Source organism: Desulfobacula sp., assembly GCF_030145145.1.
In the GTDB taxonomy this organism is placed as follows: domain Bacteria; phylum Desulfobacterota; class Desulfobacteria; order Desulfobacterales; family Desulfobacteraceae; genus Desulfobacula.
Genome location: NZ_JAQYWD010000018.1, coordinates 13,195 through 32,164, shown reverse-complemented (window position 1 = coordinate 32,164; position 18,970 = coordinate 13,195). Strand labels below are relative to the sequence as shown.

Below are 18,970 nucleotides of genomic sequence, written 5' to 3'. Positions count from 1 at the left end.
GGTTAAAGGGTTTCGGGTGTAAAGGCGATGACATCATCAATGCAGGGGGCATCGCAAAAAATCATGACAAGCCTGTCAACGCCAAGTGCAATGCCGGCGGCATCGGGCATGGTGTGAAGATCTTTCAGAAATTTATCCGGGAGTGGGAGGGGGGATTTGTTGTGCGACATCCGGATGAGATTTTCTTGTTTAAACCGGTGTTGCTGTTCAGCAGGATCTGTCAATTCCGTAAACCCATTGGCAAGTTCAATCCCGGCGATATACAGTTCAAATCTCTGGGCATATGCCCGATTATCCGGTAAAAGCCTTGCCAACGATGCAAGGCTTGCCGGATAATCATACAAAAAGCAAGGGGTTATATTGCCCAGTCTGGGTTCTATCTGGAAACTGATGATGTCATCAAAGCGGTTCTCTGCCAGCGCGGTATGGAGGGGTTTATCAGCATATCGGCCAAAGGCCTGCTCAACCGTCAACCGTTCCCATGGGCGGTTTAATCGGATGTGTTTGTTCTGATAGGTGATCTGATTTTCAAGGGCCAGTCGGGCGGCAATAAATTGGATCAAGCCTTGACATTGCGTCATCAAATCAAGATAGGTGGTATCTTTTGCATACCATTCCAGCAGGGTGAGTTCCGGCAGGTGATGGAGCCCTCTTTCGTTTTTCCTGAAACACTTGCAGATTTGAAAGATGTTATCAAATCCTTTTGACAACAGCCGCTTCATGCACAGTTCAGGAGATGCTTGCAGGTAATGGCCCTCTGAGGTCACAGGATCAATCTGGGCCTCGGGAATAATAGAAGGGCACCGAATCGGCGTTTCTACCTCAAGATAATGGCTGTTGGTAAAAAAATCCCTTATGCCTTGAATCACAAGAGATCTTATTTTAAGGTGCCGGTAGTGTCTTTTTTGATCCAAGGTCACTTTATGGTATAGCTATCGTTGGGCCGGTCCTGTAAAAAAACGCGATCAAATTTGGTTTTATCCGCCTGGTCAAAAAATTTGTATCCAGCTTCAATACAGTCTTTACAGGCATTTATAGGGATATGTACAGCCAGCATATGGCATCCCGGTGTTGCATTGGAATCGATTTCAATGCACCCGCCACAGTCCCGGCATACACGGACTTTTTCTTTTTGCCGTTCAAAAATATTGTCGGTATCATAAAAGATTTCCCTGTGTCTGACCTGGAGATCTCCCGGTGTTCCCGCTTTTTGCCGTAATTCATCTTTTTGAAGCCAATAGGAATTAACAAGATCCGTGGTTTTTTTTATCTTATCCGTTGTACTAACCGATTGTTTCAGCTGTTCAGCATTAAAATCCGGTTCTACAACGCCGGAATAATCAAGACCTGCCAAGGCAAGGATAATGCCCAGGTTCACATAGGGAAGTGCCCCTTCAATGGAATATCCCCCTTCAAGCACGGCAATATCCGGTTTAAGAAGGGTGGTCAGTTCTGCATACCCCTGGGCTGAAAAATTCATATTGGTCAATGGGTCGGTATAATGATTGTCCTGACCGGCAGAGTTGACAATCAGGTCTGGTTTAAATTCTTCTAAAACAGGTAATACACAATTTCTGATGACATACAGGTATCCTTCTGTGGAGGTTCCCGGTGGCAGGGGGATGTTCAGATTAGATCCTTTGGCATTGGGGCCGCCCAATTCACCGGGAAAGCCTGTGCCCGGATACATGGTCCTGCCATCCTGATGCAGGGAGATGAACAACACATCAGGATCATGCCAGAAAATGTCATTGGTTCCATCCCCATGATGGCAGTCTGTATCAACGATGGCGATTCGTTTAATACCGAACTGGGATCTGATATACTCCACCATGATGGCTTCGATATTGATGTGGCAAAATCCCCTGCCGCCATGGGAAACCCGCATGGAATGATGCCCCGGTGGACGAACCAGCGCAAAACCGTTTTTTACCTGTTTGTTTAAAACAGCATCTGCAATGGCTTTGGCCCCTCCCGCACTGATCAGATGGGACTGGGTGGTAATGGTTTGTTCATCCGGTACACAAAAGTGCACCCGTCTGATATCATGATGTGTAACAATGTCAGGTTTATATTCAATAATCCCGTCGATATCAAAGATGCCTTCCTCTGTGACCTGATCCTGAGTATATAGCAGCCGTTCTTCTCTTTCAGGATGGGTTGGATCAATGGCCCAATCAAATGCAGGGAAGAATACAAGACCTGTTTTCTGGTGTGCCTTTAACATTATTACCTCTTTGAATTAATGCAAAACCTTTTCAAATCCTTTGATCAAACCGGGTTTGAGCTGCATTTTGGTTCTGAGAATTTTACCTCTGGGTGAAAAATTCCGTACGATATTGAATTTTTGAAATTCCACCACTTCCACTTCATCCAGATTGTCTGGATCTGCCCCGGAATTCACTGCTTTTTCTTTTAAAAGTGTGTATGCTGTTTCAATCAAGTCATCGTCAGAGTATGTTTTTGAAATGGGCTCTGCAAAATTTTCTTCGTGGGCAGTCACAATCCCCTGTTCTGTGTCTGCATTTACCGAAACTTCACAGGTCGTTCTGGCAAGGGCTGCACCAATGGCATTCGCCACCGAATACTCGGGCACGGCAACTGCTTTTATTTGATAGAGCGCTTCGATTTTTTTCGCAAAATAGGGGGCCGGTCCCCCGAGCAGGAGTATTATTCTCGGGCTGATTTTATACCCTTCAAGAAATTCATGAACCGTATATACGGGTTGAGAATTGAGTTTATCAATCATTTCAAAGGTTTTTTTCAGTATGACGGTACAGCATTTTTTAAAGATCTGATCCGCTGCCTCAAGATCGGTGAGGCCCAGTTCAAGGGCAATCCTGTGAATCCCTTTTCGGGCATTTTCCTGATGGCCTTCCGGCATCAGTCCCAACACAACCAGCGCATCTGTCGGTGTGGGTTCAGGCCCGCCAAAGGCCATGGCCGGTCCCTGGCGATCAGGACCGATCATCAATTCCTTGTCTTTTACCCTGACGGTGCTGTCACCACCGATGCCTTTTGAATCGGTGCGAAGCGATCTGATCAGGCTCTTGTACCGTCCTCTCTGGATTCCCATAGGTTCCAGTAACGGCGTTTTGTCCACCAGGAAAGAAATATCCGTTGTGGTCCCGCCGATATCCAACACAATGGCATCCTTTTTTTTGGGTGCATAGGGAATCGCCCCCATGATACTGGCCGCAGGTCCGGACAGCACTGTCTGGCCTGGAAAAACCATGGAAGATGCCAGGGACATGGTGCCGCCATCGGCCTTTAGAATTTGAATGGGAATGGTAAGGCCCATTTCAGAAAGAGATTGTTGAACCGCCTCAAAGAAGGACTTGTGAAGCGAAAAGACCGCCGCATTTAAATGGGTTGTTACAATTCGTCGCGGGAAATTGAGATTTCCTGAGACATGGTGGCCCATAAACACTTTTTTAACATACTTGTTTAAAATTCTTTTGATAAGAATTTCATGGTTGGGGTTTCGAACACAGAATTTGCTGACAACCCCCACATATTCGATGCCGGCCTGTTTCAATTCTTTGGCAATATCTTCGATCTCCATTTTGTTGACCGATGCTTTTTCTATTCCCCTGTGATTGATTGATCCGGATACACAATAATAATGCTTTCCAGTTCTAAATTCTTTCGGATCGATCCCTGGACCGGCTGAAACAATCATGCCAACCGGGTCCATATTTTTTTGAACAATTGCATTGGTTGTCAGAGTGGTCGAGATCACCACCCGCTGGATTTTTTTGGGATCAATATTATCCAGAAGCTGGGTAAAACTTGAAAGAATCGTATGGAAAAGATCTGCAGAGTCTGTGGATACTTTTATTTTTTTTTCAATACCGTTGCTGCTTAAAAGAACAGCATCCGTGTGTGTGCCGCCAACATCTATTCCAATAATCATGGCGTATTCCTGGTCCTTAATAGATTTCAGCCCAAAAGTTAGTCTTTATGCCGCTGGAAAGCTTGTCAGAAAAACCCTAGCTTGTCAATCAGATTTTGTTTTGATCGTTATCCGGTATCTGCACTCAAGAAATAAAGTTTTATGCTTGAATTATGAAGGTATTTGATTTATTAACAAATAACAATGTTTACTTTGAAGAATAGAACTTGGTCTGCAAGGAGTGATTTATGGCAATCATTAAATGGGAAAAAAAAGCGTCTGTGGCAATCATCCATATGTGTAACGGGGCAAATAGACAGAATCTTGAGTTCGCAGTGCAGATGAATCACTGTTTTGATGACATATTGGAGGACAAGGATATTTTTTCCATTGTTTTAACCTCTTCAGATGAAAAAAATTTTTCCCAGGGAATTGACGTTGAGTGGCTGGGGCAGAAAATGAATGACCAGGATTTTGACAGCATAAAATTATTTATGCATGGAATGAATACTGTTTTTAAACGGCTTTTACTCATGCCCGTTCCGGTGATTGCTGCACTGAACGGTCATACCTTCGGCAATGGTGCCATGCTGGCCTGCACCTGTGATTTTCGATTCATGAAAAAAGACAAGGGGTTTTTTTGTTTTCCGGAAGTGGATATCAGCATCCCCTTTCTTCCGGGTATGATTGCGTTTGTCAGAAAGGCCATGCCTGAATATAAATTCAATGAGATGATTCTTTCAGGAAAGCGAGTGGGTGCCCAGGAATTGGAAGACAGCCATGTGATTGTAAAAGCATGCGACAACCAGGCGGAACTCCTCCAGGATGCCCTTGCATTTGCCAGGACCTTTACAAAAAAAAGAGGAATTTTTGGCGAGTTGAAAAAAAGAATGCACAAAGATATTGTGCGGGTTATGGAAACCGAAGATACACAGATTATTGAGGCATTGAATCTCTTTATACAGGAATAGGAAATTTGCCTGTTTTAACCCCATGCGCCAATCGCCGGTGCTGGCCACAGATCCAGATTCCATAATCGGGTCATGTGCCGTAAAAAAATGTGATGGCAACGGGGTCATTATTAAAGGGAGCGTTTTGCAAAGTCAATGAATTTTTTGCAAATGGGAGACAGGGTCCTTTTTTTTGACAGGGTCAGGTAAAAAAAACGGGTAAGGTCAAGGCCTCTTACGGATAAGGCTTTCAGGCGCCCTTTGTCAATATCATCCTGAACCGCCACAGTGGACAGGATGGAGATGCCCACATGATTTAAGATGCCCTGGATGACCGAGACCGTGTTTCCCATGGTGACAGTGGTTTTAATATTTTTTGATTTTAGTCCGGCATCCTCCATGCTCTTAATGATGGATTGCCATGTCCCCGATCCTTTTTCCCTGGCAATAAAGCTTTCTTCAAAAAGGATTGAGCCGTCAACAAAGCCCTTGTCTGCCCATTTGTGGGTTGAGGGGACAATGAGCTTCATTTCATCTGTCATCAGTCGTTCCTGTATGATCTGGGGGTCATCAATTTTTGCACCCACAATACCGATTTCGATGTTGCCCTTTTTAATTTCTTGAACAATCTGCAGGGTATCTCCAGTTGCCAATTCAATGAAAATATCCGGGTAAAGCTTTGAAAAAGGTCCGATGAGCCTTGGAATGATATAACCGGAAGGAATGGTACTGCCGCCGATAAAGAGATCCCCTTTTGTTCTTCCCAGAAAATCGTGAAGGGCAGATTCAGCCTGGTCTCGAAGGGTTAAGAGCTTTTTTGAATAGTGATAAAGGATCTCCCCGGCTTTTGTGGGCTCGGTTATTTTCCCCAGTCGGTCTAAGAGTCGGCATTGGAAATACTCTTCAAGCTCTTTGATATGGCTGCTCACCGTGGGTTGAGACAGGTTGATGGCCCCGGATGCCTTTGAAAAACTTTTATTTTCAACCACGGATACAAAGATTTGAAGCTGCCACAGATCCATTTTTATTCCTCTGATTTGGTTTTCTGGGGGAATTTTTCCATCAGTTTCAGATTAACGGGTTCCGGGACCATGTCACTGATGTCTCCCCCAAATTGTACGGCTTCCTTGATGATGGATGAACTGGTAAAAATCCATCTTAATCCGGTCATTAAAAAAACAGATTGCACCTCTTTATTGAGTTTTCTGTTCATCAATGCCATCTGGAACTCATTTTCAAAATCAGAGATGGCGCGCATTCCCCTGATAATGGCGGTGGCATTTTTCATTTTTGCATAATCCACAAGCAGGCCGCCAAAAGCATCCACCATAACACATTTTTCACCATTAAAGCTTTGCTTGATCATCTCCACCCGTTCTTCCATGGTAAACAATGCTGTTTTCGAAGGATTGTGCAATATTGCCACAATTACCTGGTCAAAAATATCCAGGGCCCGTTCAATAATGTCAATGTGTCCGTTTGTTAATGGATCAAATGACCCGGGATAGATGGCAATTTTTTTTTTGTCCGTCATTGATGTGCATCCTTATTTTGTCAGGTTAGTTATAAAGGAAATCATTGTTTTTGAGTATTTTTTCTGTCTGTAAATGCCAAGGGGGGGACAGCTGATGTTGAGACTTTCTTTGCAGGCCTGTTCGGCAATAATGATACCATTTTCATTTATCAGGTCCGCAAAGGATGCTTGTTCAAGGGTTTGTTCTATATATCCTTTTCCATAAGGCGGATCAATAAACACAAGGTCAAACCGCTGTCCTTTCAGCCGCCCGGGAAGAAAGTCGGTTAAAATATTACAACAGATGACAGTGGATTTGTCTTCAAGACGGCAGCGCTTAAGATTCTGATGGATAATCCCACAGGCCAGATCAATAAACGTGGTATGATCCGCCCCCCGGCTTAGGGCTTCTAACCCCATCGCCCCGGTCCCGGCAAAAAGATCCAGCACCTTTGCCTGTTTAACCTTTTGTCCCAGGATGTTAAAAACAGCTTCCCTGGTGCGATCCGATGTGGGTCGGATCTGCCTGCCTGTGAGGGTCACAAGCTTTCTGCCTTTGCAATGGCCACTGATGATTCTCATAGGGATTATAACAGGTTTTTTTTAATGTGTTTTATACTGGTTCCAATTTTTTTGGCCACAGAGGTTAAATCCCCGCCTTCCCGGGCAAGTTTTTGGCGGATAAATTCTTTTTCAAACCGTTTTTTGGCCAGGGCCAGATCATCTTCATAAAGGGAAAAATCTTTGTCCACCAATTCCATTGACCGGATTTTCGGATTATAGGGTTCAGGGATGTCGGCCACATCAATATGATCTGATGCAACCATTATTGAAAGCCGTTCCACAAGATTTTTCAATTCCCGGACATTGCCCTGCCATTCACAGTCCATAAGAAGCTTAAGGGCCTTTTCCGTAAGGGTTTTCTTTTTTCCTGAAGATTGTTTGGAAAATTTTTCAAGAAAGGTGTCCACCAGCAAGGGGATGTCCTGTTTTCTATCCTTTAACCGCGGCACATGAATGGGGATGACATTCAGTCTGAAATATAGATCTTTTCGAAAATTACCGGTCTCAATCGCTCGTTCAAGATCTTTGTTTGATGAAGCGATAAGGCGGACATCCATGTGAAGGGTCCTGCCACCGCCAATTCTTTGAAAGGTCTTTGATTCAAGGGCTCTTAAAATTTTAGCCTGGGTATTGATATTCATATCCCCGATTTCATCAAGGAACAGGGTCCCCGTTGATGCCAGTTCAAATTTCCCTTTATTTTTTGAGGTGGCTTCTTCAAAGGCCCCTTTTTCATGACCAAACAGTTCACTATCAAGATTTTCTTCAGGAATGGCGGCACAATTGATAATGATAAAGGGTTGTTCCGGCCTCAAGCTGAACTGATGGAGGGTTCTGGCCACCATTTCTTTGCCGGTGCCATTTTCACCGGTAATCAGGATAGCCGCGTCTGACGGCGCTGCACTCATGATTTCCTTGTATAGTTTTTGAACAGCAGGACTGGTTCCGGTAATGGAATTTTTTTCGATGCTTTTTTTCCGCAAGTATCTATTTTCTTCTTCAAGCTTTCTAAAGTTCAGCGCATTGTTGATGGTGACCATGACCTTGTCGATGGACAAAGGCTTTTCAAGAAAGTCATAGGCACCTGATTTGGTGGCATCAACAGCAGATTCAATGGTCCCGTGACCGGTAATCATCACCACCGGAAGATTGGGCGCTATTTTTTTAATTTCCTTTAATGTTTCAATCCCATCCATTCCCGGCATCCAGATATCCAGCAGAACAATGTCAGGGGATTCTGATTCGATTTTTTTTAATGCCTCATACCCGTTAAAGGCGTGGATGACCTCAAATCCATCGTCTGACAGAATGCCATCCAGGGATTCTATGATCGTGGTTTCATCATCAACAATTAATACGGCAGGATACATTGTTTCTCCTGTTTTTATTATCGTTCATCAAGCCGGCAGCTCAATAATGAATTTAGCCCCTTTGGGCTTGTTGTCCTGAACCCTTATTACACCATTATGATCGGAAATAATAGAGTTGACAATGGCAAGGCCCAGTCCCATGCCTGATTTTTTGGTTGAAAAATAAGGTTCAAACAATTTGGTTTTTTCTTTATCGGAAATGCCTTTGCCGGTATCGGCAATTTCAATCCTTACAATTTTTAAAATGTCATCGTAGGAGACATCAATCAGGATTGTCCCCCTTTTTTTTACCGCATAGATGGCATTGTCAAACAGATTGATAAAGGCCTGCTTCATGTGCTGATGATCCAGTTTTAATACAGGGATATTGGGGGCAAACTGGTATTGGATATCCACATTTTCAAGGCCTTCCTTGTAAAGCGCAATGGTTTCAAGGACAATGTTTTCTATTCTGCACTGGGCAACGTTGGCATCTGGAAATTTGGCAAATGCAGCAAACTGGTTGACAAGATTTCTGATCAGATCCACATGTTCGACAATGGTATTGGTACAATTGGTAAAAATTTCGTCATTAATCTGCTGGCCATATTTACGCTTCAGCCGTTGGGCGGATAATTTTATCGGGGTTAAGGGATTTTTTACCTCATGGGCAATTCTCCGGGCGACTTCTCTCCAGGCAGCAATTCGCTGGGCTTTTTCAAGTTCAGTGACATCATCAAACACCAGTACGGCACCCACATTTTGATCCAGGTCATCTTTTAACGTATTGACGTTTAAAGAAAAATGTTTGGGAATACCTGAAATGCTTGCAGAAAGAGGGATTTCAAGGGTTTCCTGGCCCTGCTCGACCTGGTCATGAATTTTATTGGCAATGTGTAAGTAGTCGTCTTTTAAGACGGTTTTGAAATTTTTGTTTAAAATATCATGACTGTTGATATCCAGCATGGATTCGGCAGCCTTGTTCATGGTCGTAATGGTTCCCTTGTTATCAATGGAAACCACCCCGGCAGAAATGTTTTTTAATACAATTTCAATGTATTGGCGGCTCTTTACAAGCTCGGCATTCTGTTGTTTGAGCATCTTTCCGGAAAGTGCGATCTGTTCTCTCCCCAGGGCCAGTTCTTTTGTCATGGAATTGAAAGATTTGATAAGGGTCCCGATTTCATCGTCTGTTTCAAAATCGATCTGGTAATTGAGATCTCCTTCGGCAATGCGTTGCGTTCCTTCTGCAAATTTCATGATGGGGATGGTAATGGATTTTGCCAATTGAAATCCAAACCAGACCGCACAGAAAATAACCAGTAGCGCCACAATTGAAAGTGCGATATAATATGAAATCTGGGCCGGTTTCTTGGCCAGCTTCAGTTGATGATATTCTTCGATCCCCTTTAAAATGGCTTGCAGGTTTTGAGACAGTTCCGGTGATACCAGGGAGGTGATAACAATGAATGCCTGGGCTTTTTTGGGATCGGAACCAAAAGGAATGGCCGAGATGGTTCTTAAAAACTCTCCTTCTTTGATCGTTTGTGAAATCGTTCGACTGAATTGCCCTTCCGGGATATCGGTCAAATCATTACTGGTCAGAAGGCCGAAATGAAGACTTTCCAGTTCATTGGCCAATGACAGGCTGACCCGAATGGCATCCGGCGTATATATCTCAACCGCATGTCGGTTAAACGCCCGTTGAATGACCTGGGAATACCGGGCCAGTTTTTTGTCGTTTGCTTTGTCCAGAAGTTGCCGGGAGTCGATTTGAAAGGCGGCTCGCTTGGCAAAAAATTCATTTTTTTCTTCAATATATTCATATAGTTTCTGCCCGACAGCCAAAGAGCTGTCCAGGGTCTGTTCAACGGGTGCATTAAACCAGAAGGCAATACTTGTGGAAATGAAATGAATGGAGAAAAAGAAGAGAACCGTTGTCGGCAGAAGTGCCAATACAATAAATGCAGTAATCAATCGGGTTTTGAGTTTCGTTCCCCAGATGTTGTTCTTTTTTTCATAATACAGTTTGGCAAGATTTCTAAAGACCAGTAGCAGCAATGCAAGCAGCAGCAATAAATTCGTGTTGATCAGGACAAACATCAAAACGGTGCTGGACAAGGGGAAATCACTGCCAAAATGGGTGATCCGGGTTTCAATAAACGTCAGGATACCCACCGTAATCAGGATGATAAAGATTAAAATGAATTCTTTTCTTTTTCTGGCCGAGTTCTGTTTTGAGGGGGCCATATGTTTCGTTTCAGGCAATGCTTAAGGCTAAAAGACGGTTAATAGGTAAAATTGATTAAATACCAATTTGTTTCAAAATCCCAGAAAGAGACAAAAAAGAAAACCGTGTGAAGGGATAGGGGTAAGGTCACTTTGTCAAGCTTGGCTTTTATTCTGAGTTGATATTTGTCCCCTTTAACAAGTCGGCTCAGTGGGATGATATTCAAATTATCAATTTCAGTCATCAGGGATTTTGCTTTTTCAAAAGAGGGTGTGATGACGGCTTTTTCATTTTTCCAGGCCCTTAAAACGGAAAATTCTTTTTTCAAGGGATTATACTTTAACGTGGATTTGATCTGGATGTTGGAAATTTTTTTGTCAAACCAGGATTCACCTGTTTTATACAGGCTGATATAAAATGAAAAAGTGGTGGGAATTCCATTCAGAACGGCCTGGTTTATCCTCTCTGTAAAGGCCTTTTTGACATCAAAATAGGTCAACAGATCATCTCTTGTGTTGGCCAGTTTGATGTTCTCAATTACCGCAGCCTCCTCTGCAACGGTGACAGACGGAAATAAAAGACAGAAGACAACGAACAAAGAAATAAACAGTGTAACAATCGATTTGTGGCGGGAAGAATCTATCATGAGTATATGCTTGTCATTTAATTTTTGCCGGTCCTGTTTCCCAGGCCTCTTTGTGTTCTAAAAATTTTTCAATGAATAAACGGTTCAGGGTATGTCCTGATTTGTGAGTCACAATATGTCCCTGGATCGGCATGCCCAGCAAGGAAAAATCTCCAAGGCTGTCCAGGAGTTTATGCCGGACAAATTCATCAGGGTATCTTAAGCCCTCTTCATTTAAGATCCTATCTTTATCAATAATGATGGCATTGTCAAGACTCCCCCCCTTGCCCAGGCTGAATTTTTTTAAAAGTTCTATGTCCTGGATAAATCCAAAGGTTCTGGCGCGGCTGATTTCTCGTTCAAAATTGTTTTTTGCCCGGTCAAATGTGATTTCCTGTTCTCCGATCAACGGGTGTTCAAAATTAATCTTGCAGGTTATTTTAAAACAAGGCGCCGGGTATACAATCACTGATTTGTCATTGTCCGCTACTTGAATGGGTTTTTTAACGATTAAAAAATGTTTTGGCGCCGATTGTTCAACAATACCGGCATTCTGAATAAGTCGGGTGAACACCTTGGCGCTGCCATCCATAATGGGGATTTCATAATCATCGACTTCCACCAGGGCATTATCAATTCCAAGGCCGGCAAAGCTGGCCATGAGATGTTCAATGGTGGAGACAATCGCCCCATTGGTCCCCAGCACCGTTGCAAGACTGGTATCTACAACCAGTTTGAAAAGCGCCTGGATATCCTGGGTGCCGGGCAGGTCAACCCGCCTGAATTTTATGCCGTGGTTCTCCGGTGCAGGTATCAGGGTCAGGTGCGTCTGTTTTCCTGAATGAACCCCTGTTCCTGAGATAGAGATGCGGTTTGCGAGTGTCCGTTGTAAAAAATATCGGGTCATAATCTATTGGGTATCGGGTTAATGTCACCTGAAAAATTTAGTTTGTTATCTGCTCAATTTTCGGATGGTAGCGTTAATCGGCAGGGTCAGGCTTTTTTTATTGGAGGCTGAATTTTTTATCAGGTTCCATGCTTTTTATCACTATTTCATAACCAGACGGGTAAAAAGTGCCATAGGGAAAGCCTGAGCCCATGTAAAAACGGCCAACTCCGAAAGTTGAGTTATATATATCTGATTTTAATACACAAAGCAAAGTAATTGAAAAATTTCTTTGGTTCCTTCCTGTTTTTTGATAGAAAATAGTAAAAGTAAACGATACAAAAGGGTATCATCATAATTTTTTTTAGTAAAAGGAGCAAACTTGCTTGCAACGGTAGACTCTTGTTCCGTGACAGGGATTGACGGATATATTGTGGCGGTTGAAGTTGATATTGCCTATGGTCTCCCGGTCTTTAATATTGTCGGGTTACCTGAAGTTTCCGTAAAGGAAAGCAAGGACCGGGTGAAGACCGCAATAAAAAATTCAGGATATACCTTTCCCATGGAACGGGTCGTGGTTAACCTGGCGCCTGCCGATGTAAAAAAAGAGGGTACGGGGTTTGACCTGCCCATTGCTTTAGGCATCCTGGCAGCATCCGAGATCATCGCTCCTGACAAGGTTAACGCGTATCTTGTTTCCGGGGAATTGTCCCTTGACGGGAATGTAAAACCTGTAAAAGCAGTTCTTCCCTATGCTCTGGCGGCAAAAGAAAAAGGGTATCAGGGGATTATTATTCCCTTTGAAAATGCGGACGAGGCGGCCATGGTAAAGGGGATTGATGTTTTACCGGTAAAAAGTCTGTCGCAAATTGTTGATTTTTTTGCAGGGTTCAGTGAAATTGAACCCCATATAATGGATTCAACACCAGGGACCCGTTTTCCGGATACTGAACATGAAATGGATTTTTCTGAAGTTAATGGTCAATTTCATGCCAAAAGGGCCCTGGAGATTGCTGCTGCCGGGGCTCACAACGTGCTGATATCGTAGTTGCTATAACCCATTAAATAATGTATTTATCAAATTGAATTATTTAAAAGGGGCATATAGTTATGAAAGCCAAAGCTTATTCTTACATTCGGTTCTCTTCTGAACAACAAAAGCAAGGTCATAGTCTCCAACGACAATTAGAAGCAGCTCAGAAGTATGCAGTAAAAAAGGGCCTCACGTTAGATACTAATTCCTTTAAAGATCTTGCGGTTTCAGGTTTCAAGGGAAAAAATAGAGCTGACGGTAAATTGAAATTATTCATTGACGCAGTGGATAGTGGAAAAATTAAAAAAGGTTCTTATCTAATTATTGAATCTCTTGACCGTTTAAGCAGGGAAAAGGTTCTCAAAGCTTTAGGCTTGTTAGCTGATATCCTTGAGAAGGGTATTATCGTTGTTACGTTGATGGATGAAAAAGAATACACAGCTAAATCGATAAATGACACAATGGGTTTGATGTATTCTATTATGATTATGGCTACTGCCCATGAAGAAAGTTCAAAAAAAAGCGATAGAGTAGGGAAAGCATGGGGGAAAAAACGGCAGGATGCAATTGATTATAAAACGCCAATGACAAAAAAAATGCCAACCTGGATGGAAATTGAAGATGGAAAAATTGTTTTAATCCCCGAACCAGCAGCAATCGTTAAACAAATTTTCGAAATGTATTTGGGGGGCAAGGGCAAGAAAGCAATTACAAGATATTTAAATGAAAACCGAGTTAAAAATTGGAATGGGGGTAAGATTTGGCATGGTTCTTACGTTCAAAAAATTCTTTCCAATAAGGCCACTTTTGGTGTTCTGGAAAATCTCGAAAAAAAATTATACGTGGAAGGTTATTTCCCCCCTGTTGTTTCAAAAGCTCAATTTTTAAAAGCACAAGACATTATGAAAAAAAATAAACTTCCTATCGGTAGAGCAACAAATACCCTGTCAAACATTTTTGTGGGGCTTTGCCGTTGTGGGTCTTGTGGTAGCTCAATGCATTTTGTTAACAAAAGTTCTAAAAATAAACCTCATACTCATGAATGGAAATACCTTGTTTGTTCAATGGCGAAGTCAGGTTCAAAAGATTGTGAATATGTGGGTTGGCAATACCCCAAACTCGAAAAGCACATACTCTACAGTCTCAGAGAAATGGATTGGTCTGTATTAGCTGGTGGTTCTGAACGTGACTTTGATGGTGAGATTTTTCTCAAGCAGGATACATTTAAACAAGTGAAAAAGGATCTTAAAAAGCTTTCAGATGACTATATGAATGATACTGATTTACCCAAGATCCTAATAGGTAAAATGAAGGCTTTAGAGGCTCAAAAAGACACCTTACAAGTTGATATTGATGGTTTGATTCATGAACAAATATTAGAGTCTGAACGTATTCTCAAGATGGACGTACAACTTGTAGATGAATTCTATCAGTCATTAACCAAGGATATTGATACCCGGATTAAGATCAATCAGATGATCAAGAGTCTGGTAAAAAAGATAGTCTTCAAGCCTGTAAAAGATTCAGGACTCTGGGGTGTTATTACCATTCACTTCATTAATGGTGGAATTCGCATCATATCAATATTGGATAAAGAACAGACAACCAGTTTTAGTGTTACCAATACAGGTAACATAACCAGTACAGGCATGGCTAATCCAGGCTTTGATACAAGGATTATCATTGATGGTGAGGCAGTATTCAGGGATAAGGTGATTTGTAATCATTACCTTGATTTCATTACGCCTGGATGGGTACCACGCTATGAGAACCACCAGATCCACACCATAGATGGTGAACAAGTTGTTGTATACCCTGACTTAAAAGAACGCTTTGAACGGGATGGGGAATACACGGTGGTATCAGACAACAAGCAGGATGTTGGTGTGATCTACAGTAAAAAAGGCGCACAGTTAGTGGTTGAGAGTATTCCAGATCTACCACCTGCACCAGAGGATGCCAGATTTGATGGAAATTATGATTGGGAGAATGATGAATTTGGTGATGTATAGGCATTAACTATCCATATCAGGCGAGGACATTGCATAGAATTTATTTTGGTGGGGTATTTGTCACTCTGTAAAAGCTGGAGCCGGACTTTTGGTGTTTATTTGGAGAAAATTAGGCTCACGGCTTATGCCAGTTGTTCCTTGGTAAAAATATTGGAGTGAGGTGAGGAAGGAGTTTTTAAACTAAACTTGCCCTCCCACTCTTTTTTAACCATTGATAGAATCAACATCACAAGTATATCCTTGTTAAGCCTTAACTTTCCCAGGCCATTCTTTAATAATGATCCCTTTAGCCTTGCTATAACCCCATTTGTCATATCGAGCGGGTTCTTCATTGCTGACATATTCAGTCATTTCTAAGGGTTTCTTGAAGTTCTCTTGCTCAATTTCTTTTTGTGTGGCCCTACTGATTATTTGACTTGGATTTATTTGAGGATCACAGATCCTTCCAAGCCACAATTCTCCAACAAGATTCGCATACTTAACGACAATTGGCCCATCATCCTCATAAAATTCAGATTCATCTAAGTAGACGATTTCATTTATGTGCTTTGAATCCCAATACCCCCTATAATCTTCCGGTGGGGGATCACTTTTCGGTGGAATAGAACTTCCTGGTTGGCTTTTACATGGATCAGTGAGAGGATTTTTATCAACCTTTATTTTCCCTTTTTGGAGCTTGTTGGAAAGTTTTAAACCCTCTATTGAAGAGGTATAGAAGGTTTTACAAGCTTCTATATCTATTACTTTCCTACCCTTATGATAATAGTATATATATTCTAAATATAATTCATTATTAAATATATTATTATTATTAAAAGTAATATATCTATTATGATACAATCTTTTGTATATATCTAAATCAATCCTATACTCTTTATTCTTTATTTTTATTAATAAATGATTAATACCATATCTACATTTAATAAGTTTCTTAGTGTCTTCTAACCGTTCTATTTCATATCTGTATCCTGTCTTTATGAATAGTTCTATTACCTTATCAGCTTCACTTTCTTTCACCAGTGCTCCATCATGGCAAATCAATATAACAATCCCTAATTTCAAAGCTTCTTTCATGATTTTCCTCATAATATGGGATTCTTTGAATTGTAGTTTTGTCCCAATCCCTGTATAGAAATAGTCTTTGATAGGAGAATGTAACTCTTCTAATTCAATAGCAATCTCTTTATATTGCTTCATCTTAGATTGATGCTCATCCTTAATTGAATTCCAATATTCCCCTTTCTTTTTTTGTGCAAGTTCTTTATCTGTATAGGTCTTTTTAATTCTCTCGAATTCCGATTGGATATCTTGAAAAAAAGGTAAAGATCTAACAGCATCGTTTCTAAACTGGTTACGGCTTCTTCCTTTACTTTTTGGGGTGATATTTACCATTGAGAGTTGGAGTTGTTTTGCAACGTCTCTCCTTGGGTCACCTTTTGGGTACATATAAGGATTTGAAGGCATCTCTTCTCTTTTTCCAATCATTTCATACAAAAGAGCTATATGACAGGCAGACAAATCTATATCGACAAGGGATTCACCATCCATTTTCAGAAAACATCTACAGATCTTCGGCATACCAATCCAAACACCACCATAATTTCTTCCACCATTGGATAAATTCTTAGAATACACAGAATAGATATACTTCTTATGGAGTTCTGGGTGTTTACCGAATTTGTAGTGATACAAGGCTTGAATTTCATCTGGAGCATCAAATGACAGTTCATGCTTATCCATTTCATCATTGAATTTCTTGTTAAACCTATCCACTGTTTTGGTATGCTTTGCTTCAAGGTTAACAGGAAGATACTTTTTGGGCTTTTTCTTCCTTCTTTCATCATATTGGGTTCCTTCTTTTAGAAACACCGTAACCGTAGGTTTGGAATCAATTTCTATTTCGGTGGTGCCACTATTCTCCACAATATCCTTGAATGCTTCAACCAATTTGAGTGTGGGTGAAATGTTTGAGAGAGTTATTTTTTGTGTCTTAAGGTTTAACCCACCAATATAGCTAACAATAAATCCAGTTTCATAAAGCTTATCTATGACAGTGATAAGAGCTGTATATCCGACTTTTTCATAATCAAAAAGGCTCCCTTTGGTATAATATCTTGCGTGTCTTAAATAAGTTAACCGCTCTGGAAGAGGGATCAAATTAGTTAAAATTCGATTGGCAATGTGTTTGCCTTTTTGGGTTGTAATCCCAGCTTCTTTAAATATTTGGTTCCAAACACTTGGATCTTTGAGCCTTCTCCAGCATAAAAAGCCCAGAACTTCAGGTGCTAAATCTACCTCTCCCTTGTCAAATTCTCCCTCTTGCCATTCCTCTACCATCAATCTCTCCTATACATTTTGGGTGCTCCTAAAACATATAGGGATACCCTTGGCTTTGGTTAAATCGCCTGTTGATATAAAACTGACCTTTAGATCAGTTCACTGATAGTGTATTTATGGGGATTTCAGAAGGGGATGATAGTGAAAGGATTATGATCCCATATCACCTGGCCTTCTGTCTTCCCATCTTTCTATAAGCAAACATCTTTCCCTCTTTCTTTTTCAGAAAGTTTTACCAATAATGTTTTTAGGGCAACTTGCTAACCAGTTGCTTTTAACTCGAAACCAGTTGGTACAAATATATATCCAAGTTCCCATGCTTCTTCCAAAACCAGATCAATAAAATCATTTTCATCTTTAGTTTCTGGGTAATAGTAGTACCATCCACTGCCATCAGAGGCAGTCTGATTCAAGCATTTAGTTATCAAAGAAACTGAACATAGAATATCGTTGGCGAATTTATCAGCATCAATGATATAAGCTGTTCCATAGCCAGGGCAAACACCGATGAACTTCCCTTTAATCCTTGGGTTATTCTCTTCTGCCCAATCTACCCACCGTGTGTTGTCGAGACAGTAGTCTCCATCAGGATCAATCCTTGCTAAAGATAAACGCCTTTCCTCGGGATGGTACTTGTTTTTTAACAACTCATATTCCTTATACCAATCGTCTCTAAAATTAATAAAACCGTCATCACCACGCCAGCGTTCACAGACTTTGATACCACTACCACCATAACTATCCCAACGGGGGTGACTGGGGTTTTTACAACGGTCAATCATGTGGTGATACTCTTTGTAGAATCGTGTCTTAGAAAGCCCATGCTTGATGTATTTTCTGCATTTTGTTTTAGCTTCTGCCTGTTTTTCCATACTAATTTCTCCTTTAAACTTACTGTTTTCATTTACTTTCAAACCACTTTCAACCATGATAAATTCTCCTTTAATTTTTTCATTTCTGTTTGTTGGCACTTCTGTTTGAATGCCACATCTACCATTAATTTCTTTGTTTCCATCTACTGACATTTCTGCTTGAATGCCTTGTCTACCGTTGATTTGAACCATTTTCGATTCCCTTTATGGTTTGGATATCCGAATAGAGATAGGGGTATCCTTAGGCTGTATAAGTTCAGCCTGGTTAATAATAATCCGATAGCCTATATGGCTTGATCGGTGCTACTAAATTGTTTTGAGGATTTTATAACTTGAGTGAATACTCGGGGGAGGGGTTACTGTCTTGCTATCTGCTTCCCCCTCGTATCACTGTAAATACCAACTGCTTATGCTTCAACATCTTAAAACCTTACTTTTCTTGTCCTACGTTAAAAATCTTACATAACCTTAGTTAACAATTATCTTTGCCAATCCACCTCCTCACTGCTCCAAATTTTTAATTCTCTGTACTTCTTTATTTGATTTTTGCCGGTTTCCCGGTCACCTTCGCCGCTTTTGTCCTGGCCCGATTCGTTTTCGAACTTGCCGCTATAATACCAGAATCCCTTGAAAAGTCAAGGATTTTATGGGGTTATGTATAGTAGCTAATTGTTATTCTATTACCCATTTTATGGTATTGCTGT

15 protein-coding genes are annotated in these 18,970 nt (G+C 41.3%); 3 read left to right on the top strand and 12 right to left on the bottom strand.

Features of this window, described 5'->3' with window-relative positions:
* Positions 1–2: 2 nt before the first annotated feature.
* The 3 genes from epmA to Q1Q15_RS11740 are packed head-to-tail and all read right to left on the bottom strand — an operon-like array spanning position 3 to position 3,916.
* Positions 3–920: an EF-P lysine aminoacylase EpmA gene (epmA, locus tag Q1Q15_RS11750; RefSeq protein ID WP_363320942.1), complete on the bottom strand. Its 918-nt coding sequence runs from the start codon at positions 918–920 to the stop codon at positions 3–5.
* Entirely contained in the window at positions 917–2,227 is a 1,311-nt protein-coding gene (locus Q1Q15_RS11745) for a histone deacetylase (protein WP_300459944.1), read from the bottom strand. Before Q1Q15_RS11745 ends, epmA begins: the two co-directional genes overlap by 4 nt.
* Before the next feature lie 15 nt (positions 2,228–2,242).
* On the bottom strand, positions 2,243–3,916 hold the full coding sequence (locus tag Q1Q15_RS11740) for a hydantoinase/oxoprolinase family protein (RefSeq protein ID WP_300459942.1): 1,674 nt from the start codon (positions 3,914–3,916) through the stop codon (positions 2,243–2,245).
* Between the two features lie 227 nt (positions 3,917–4,143).
* Here Q1Q15_RS11740 and Q1Q15_RS11735 point away from each other — a divergent pair, with 227 nt between their 5' ends.
* On the top strand, positions 4,144–4,866 hold the full coding sequence (locus Q1Q15_RS11735) for an enoyl-CoA hydratase/isomerase family protein (RefSeq protein WP_300459939.1): 723 nt from the start codon (positions 4,144–4,146) through the stop codon (positions 4,864–4,866).
* 110 nt (positions 4,867–4,976) lie between these two features.
* Here the strand turns inward: Q1Q15_RS11735 and Q1Q15_RS11730 are convergent, their stop codons facing one another.
* Genes Q1Q15_RS11730 through lpxC form a run of 7 tightly spaced genes read right to left on the bottom strand, consistent with a single transcriptional unit; the run spans position 4,977 to position 12,033 of the window.
* Positions 4,977–5,867 carry a selenium metabolism-associated LysR family transcriptional regulator gene (locus Q1Q15_RS11730; protein WP_300459937.1) on the bottom strand — a complete coding sequence of 297 codons (891 nt, stop codon included), beginning with the start codon at positions 5,865–5,867 and terminating at the stop codon, positions 4,977–4,979.
* Between the two features lie 2 nt (positions 5,868–5,869).
* The gene (coaD, locus tag Q1Q15_RS11725; protein WP_300459934.1) at positions 5,870–6,379 is read right to left on the bottom strand and encodes a pantetheine-phosphate adenylyltransferase; all 510 of its coding nucleotides are present in this window, start codon (positions 6,377–6,379) and stop codon (positions 5,870–5,872) included.
* Positions 6,380–6,391: 12 nt separating this feature from the next.
* Positions 6,392–6,940 carry a 16S rRNA (guanine(966)-N(2))-methyltransferase RsmD gene (rsmD, locus tag Q1Q15_RS11720; protein WP_300459931.1) on the bottom strand — a complete coding sequence of 183 codons (549 nt, stop codon included), beginning with the start codon at positions 6,938–6,940 and terminating at the stop codon, positions 6,392–6,394.
* Positions 6,941–6,945: 5 nt separating this feature from the next.
* The gene (locus tag Q1Q15_RS11715) at positions 6,946–8,292 is read right to left on the bottom strand and encodes a sigma-54 dependent transcriptional regulator (protein ID WP_300459928.1); all 1,347 of its coding nucleotides are present in this window, start codon (positions 8,290–8,292) and stop codon (positions 6,946–6,948) included.
* A 27-nt stretch (positions 8,293–8,319) separates the two neighbouring features.
* Entirely contained in the window at positions 8,320–10,521 is a 2,202-nt protein-coding gene (locus Q1Q15_RS11710) for an ATP-binding protein (RefSeq protein ID WP_300459925.1), read from the bottom strand.
* 38 nt (positions 10,522–10,559) lie between these two features.
* Positions 10,560–11,147: a DUF4390 domain-containing protein gene (locus tag Q1Q15_RS11705; RefSeq protein WP_300459923.1), complete on the bottom strand. Its 588-nt coding sequence runs from the start codon at positions 11,145–11,147 to the stop codon at positions 10,560–10,562.
* A 13-nt stretch (positions 11,148–11,160) separates the two neighbouring features.
* A complete protein-coding gene (gene lpxC / locus Q1Q15_RS11700; RefSeq protein WP_300459920.1) occupies positions 11,161–12,033 on the bottom strand; it encodes a UDP-3-O-acyl-N-acetylglucosamine deacetylase in 873 nt (290 codons plus the stop codon).
* A 361-nt stretch (positions 12,034–12,394) separates the two neighbouring features.
* Between lpxC and Q1Q15_RS11695 the strand changes: the two genes are divergently transcribed.
* Complete coding sequence (locus Q1Q15_RS11695) at positions 12,395–13,060, top strand: magnesium chelatase domain-containing protein (RefSeq protein WP_300459918.1); 666 nt, start codon at positions 12,395–12,397, stop codon at positions 13,058–13,060.
* 62 nt (positions 13,061–13,122) lie between these two features.
* A complete protein-coding gene (locus Q1Q15_RS11690; RefSeq protein WP_300459915.1) occupies positions 13,123–15,057 on the top strand; it encodes a recombinase family protein in 1,935 nt (644 codons plus the stop codon).
* Positions 15,058–15,300: 243 nt separating this feature from the next.
* Here Q1Q15_RS11690 and Q1Q15_RS11685 read toward each other — a convergent pair whose 3' ends face one another.
* Together Q1Q15_RS11685 and Q1Q15_RS11680 are read right to left on the bottom strand one after the other, a co-directional pair.
* The gene (locus tag Q1Q15_RS11685; protein ID WP_300459912.1) at positions 15,301–17,394 is read right to left on the bottom strand and encodes a hypothetical protein; all 2,094 of its coding nucleotides are present in this window, start codon (positions 17,392–17,394) and stop codon (positions 15,301–15,303) included.
* Positions 17,395–17,654: 260 nt separating this feature from the next.
* On the bottom strand, positions 17,655–18,458 hold the full coding sequence (locus tag Q1Q15_RS11680) for a hypothetical protein (protein WP_300459909.1): 804 nt from the start codon (positions 18,456–18,458) through the stop codon (positions 17,655–17,657).
* Positions 18,459–18,970 lie beyond the last annotated feature (512 nt).

What these genes read in the sequence shown, in the direction of transcription:
- Q1Q15_RS11745 (WP_300459944.1), bottom strand. Translation starts at nt 2,227, where the DNA reads ATGTTAAAGGCACACCAGAAAACAGGTCTTGTATTCTTCCCTGCATTT.
- Q1Q15_RS11740 (WP_300459942.1), bottom strand. Translation starts at nt 3,916, where the DNA reads ATGATTATTGGAATAGATGTTGGCGGCACACACACGGATGCTGTTCTT.
- Q1Q15_RS11735 (WP_300459939.1), top strand. Translation starts at nt 4,144, where the DNA reads ATGGCAATCATTAAATGGGAAAAAAAAGCGTCTGTGGCAATCATCCAT.
- Q1Q15_RS11730 (WP_300459937.1), bottom strand. Translation starts at nt 5,867, where the DNA reads ATGGATCTGTGGCAGCTTCAAATCTTTGTATCCGTGGTTGAAAATAAA.
- coaD (WP_300459934.1), bottom strand. Translation starts at nt 6,379, where the DNA reads ATGACGGACAAAAAAAAAATTGCCATCTATCCCGGGTCATTTGATCCA.
- rsmD (WP_300459931.1), bottom strand. Translation starts at nt 6,940, where the DNA reads ATGAGAATCATCAGTGGCCATTGCAAAGGCAGAAAGCTTGTGACCCTC.
- Q1Q15_RS11715 (WP_300459928.1), bottom strand. Translation starts at nt 8,292, where the DNA reads ATGTATCCTGCCGTATTAATTGTTGATGATGAAACCACGATCATAGAA.
- Q1Q15_RS11710 (WP_300459925.1), bottom strand. Translation starts at nt 10,521, where the DNA reads ATGGCCCCCTCAAAACAGAACTCGGCCAGAAAAAGAAAAGAATTCATT.
- Q1Q15_RS11705 (WP_300459923.1), bottom strand. Translation starts at nt 11,147, where the DNA reads ATGATAGATTCTTCCCGCCACAAATCGATTGTTACACTGTTTATTTCT.
- lpxC (WP_300459920.1), bottom strand. Translation starts at nt 12,033, where the DNA reads ATGACCCGATATTTTTTACAACGGACACTCGCAAACCGCATCTCTATC.
- Q1Q15_RS11690 (WP_300459915.1), top strand. Translation starts at nt 13,123, where the DNA reads ATGAAAGCCAAAGCTTATTCTTACATTCGGTTCTCTTCTGAACAACAA.
- Q1Q15_RS11685 (WP_300459912.1), bottom strand. Translation starts at nt 17,394, where the DNA reads ATGGTAGAGGAATGGCAAGAGGGAGAATTTGACAAGGGAGAGGTAGAT.
- Q1Q15_RS11680 (WP_300459909.1), bottom strand. Translation starts at nt 18,458, where the DNA reads ATGGTTCAAATCAACGGTAGACAAGGCATTCAAGCAGAAATGTCAGTA.